The organism is Mycobacterium sp. (assembly GCF_032162105.1).
GTDB lineage: Bacteria > Actinomycetota > Actinomycetes > Mycobacteriales > Mycobacteriaceae > Mycobacterium.
In genome coordinates this window covers 1-2629 of record NZ_JAVRPS010000025.1, presented here as the reverse complement: position 1 = coordinate 2629, position 2629 = coordinate 1, and the positions used below count along the sequence as shown (strand labels likewise).

Below are 2629 nucleotides of genomic sequence, written 5' to 3'. Positions count from 1 at the left end.
TCGGCGTGGCTCATCGTGGCGGTGCCCAGGGCGATCAGGGCGGGGGCGGCGAGCAGGGCGGCGGTGGCGGCGATCCGGCGGGTGATGGTGTTCATGTCAATCTCCTTGTGTGAGTGTGCTTTTGAGTCTCTCGGCCGGTGTGTTCCGGCGATGAGATAACTATGTCGCACACCCAAGGAGATGTATGTCCGCCGACCAGCCACCACACCGGATGAACCCCGTGTCCCCCGATCGGGGGACACGGCGACGACTTCGGACCGTTCGGCTGAAGAAGCGATGCTAGGCCCTGGCGATAGCATCACTTAAAGCACTAAGTGATGCTATCGTTCAAGCATGGCCTCACCTAGTGACGGCACCGCTGTCGGATACGAGCGCCTCGTGTGGGAGATGCCCACCGAGGCAGGCTACGGCCGGGCCGATCTGCGCGCTGCACTGCGGCAGTCCGGTGACTACGAAGCCGCCATTCCCGCTTCTATCGCCGACCTGGGACTCATACTCCCCTCCGACGTTCTCGCCAACGCCCAGGACGCGAGCAACGAAATCGCCCGGTTCGACGCTGAGTTGGGCGATGAGATCGCCCCATTTGCCGCAGTGCTGCTGCGAAGGGAGTCTGCAGCCAGCTCCCAGATCGAGAACTTGACCGCCTCCGCGCGTGCCATCGCCGAAGCCGAGGTTCTGGGCGAAACCAGTCGCCGCAACGCGACGATGATCGTCGGCAATACCGAGGCGATGACGGCTGCCATCGCACTGGTGGATCGGATCGACGGTGACGCCATCCTGGCGATGCATCAAGCGCTGATGCACACCAGTGACCCGAGCGCCGCGGGAAGATGGCGCACCGAGCAGGTGTGGATCGGGGGTGGCAGTTTCGGACCACGAGGTGCCGACTTCGTTGCCCCACACCATGAGCGGGTTGCAGGGGCCATCGACGACCTGATCCGTTTCATGAGGCGCGCTGACATCCCGACACTGCCGCAGATCGCGGTCGCACACGCGCAGTTCGAGACCATCCACCCGTTCCCCGACGGTAACGGGCGCACAGGTAGGGCATTGATCCAGGCGATGCTGCGCAACAAGCGGCTCACGCGCCAGATGACCGTCCCGGTGTCGGCGGGGCTGCTGACCGACACCGATGCTTACTTCGAGGCGCTCGGTGCGTACCGCGTGGGCGACCCTGCTGCGATCGTCGAAAGGCTCTCGACGGCGTCGGTTCTTGCGGTGGTGAACGGTCGGCGCCTCGTCAGTGACCTACGCGCGATCAGAGCGGAGTGGACGTCGACGATAAGCGCACGACGCGACTCCGCCATTCACCGTGTGGCGGACCTGCTGCTGAAACGTCCAGTGTTCAACGCGCAACTGCTCCAGCGTGAACTCGGCATTTCAACCGGCAATGCGCGACGCTATGTGGACCCGCTCACCGAAGCGGGCATCATCGTCGAGTTCACTGACCGCTCCCGGAACCGCGCCTGGCGCGCGCCGCAGGTTCTACACGCACTCGACGCCTTCGCGTTGAGAGCAGGGCGGTGAGGACTTCCCGGCTAACCAGCCCTGCGGTCACTCGCGCCGTCCCCGTCGGTGCTCAGCATCTCCAGGGCGGCGTTCGATCGGGCGATCCATTCCTCGGGCGCCTCGGGGTCGGCGTACTCGTCGTGCCAGTTCCACCACTGGTACGGCGGGGTCTGCGGGTAGCCGTCGGGCGAATCCTCCCAATCCTCCTGGCGCCCAAGCGCGGTCATGTCGAGGAAGCTCCAGGTAGTGCCCAGCGCTTCATCGCCGCGGTTGTTGATGAAGTAGGTGCGAAACACGCGGTCACCGTCCGAGATGAACGCGTTGGTGCCGTGCCATTCGTCGACCCCGAAGTCGACGTCGAACCCGTCGGTGATGCTGTACCACGGGATGTCCCAGCCCATCCGGGCCTTCACACGGCCGATGTCGGCCTGCGGTGCGCGCGAGACGAACACCAGCGTGGTATCGCGGGCGTTGAGGTGCGCCAGGTTTGCGACGTGGTCGGCGATCATGGAGCAGCCGCGGCAGGCGTGCTCGGGCCAGCCGTACACCCCGGGCTCGAAGAATGCGCGGTAGACGATCAGCTGACGCCGCCCGGCGAACAGATCGCGCAGGCTCACCTTGCCGTCGGGCCCGTCGAAGGCGTACTGCGTGTCCACCGGCACCCACGGCATGCGCCGGCGCTCGGCGGCCAGCGCGTCACCGTCACGCGTCAGCTTCTTCTCCTTGACCAGCAGGCGCTGGCGTTCGGTCTCCCACTCCTGCGGCGACACGATCGGGGGTGTGTTCATGCGAATATCCTTCCGGGGTTGGTGAATTGGGTTCAGGACAGCGGTGTGAGGCCCGCGGACGACAGGGTGTAGGCGCGGTGGTCGGGGTACGGTGCGGTCGCGATATCGAGAATCGACTTGCCCGCATGATCAGGGGTCAGGACGGGTGACAGGCCTGCCACGAAGGCGTCGACGTCGACGCCTTGGCGTTCGGCGTAGGCCGACACCGCCGCCGCGCCCAGGTCGGTGGCCGGCGTCAGCTGGGGAAGGACGGACACGAAGCTGATCCCCAACCGGGCGCGATCCGACTCGGCGGCGGCATAGTCGGCGATGAACCGGACGGTGGCCTTGGC

At 65.9% G+C, this 2629-nt stretch carries 2 protein-coding genes and 1 pseudogene; 1 reads left to right on the top strand and 2 read right to left on the bottom strand.

Going from position 1 to position 2629, the window contains the following annotated elements:
• Positions 1-333: 333 nt before the first annotated feature.
• Positions 334-1527 carry a Fic family protein gene (locus QOC69_RS01080; protein ID WP_526435501.1) on the top strand — a complete coding sequence of 398 codons (1194 nt, stop codon included), beginning with the start codon at positions 334-336 and terminating at the stop codon, positions 1525-1527.
• Between the two features lie 11 nt (positions 1528-1538).
• Here the strand turns inward: QOC69_RS01080 and QOC69_RS01075 are convergent, their stop codons facing one another.
• Both QOC69_RS01075 and QOC69_RS01070 read right to left on the bottom strand, forming a co-directional pair.
• Entirely contained in the window at positions 1539-2297 is a 759-nt protein-coding gene (locus tag QOC69_RS01075; RefSeq protein ID WP_526435499.1) for a DUF899 domain-containing protein, read from the bottom strand.
• 32 nt (positions 2298-2329) lie between these two features.
• Positions 2330-2629 (bottom strand): annotated as a pseudogene (locus tag QOC69_RS01070) (SDR family NAD(P)-dependent oxidoreductase); the annotation flags it as partial.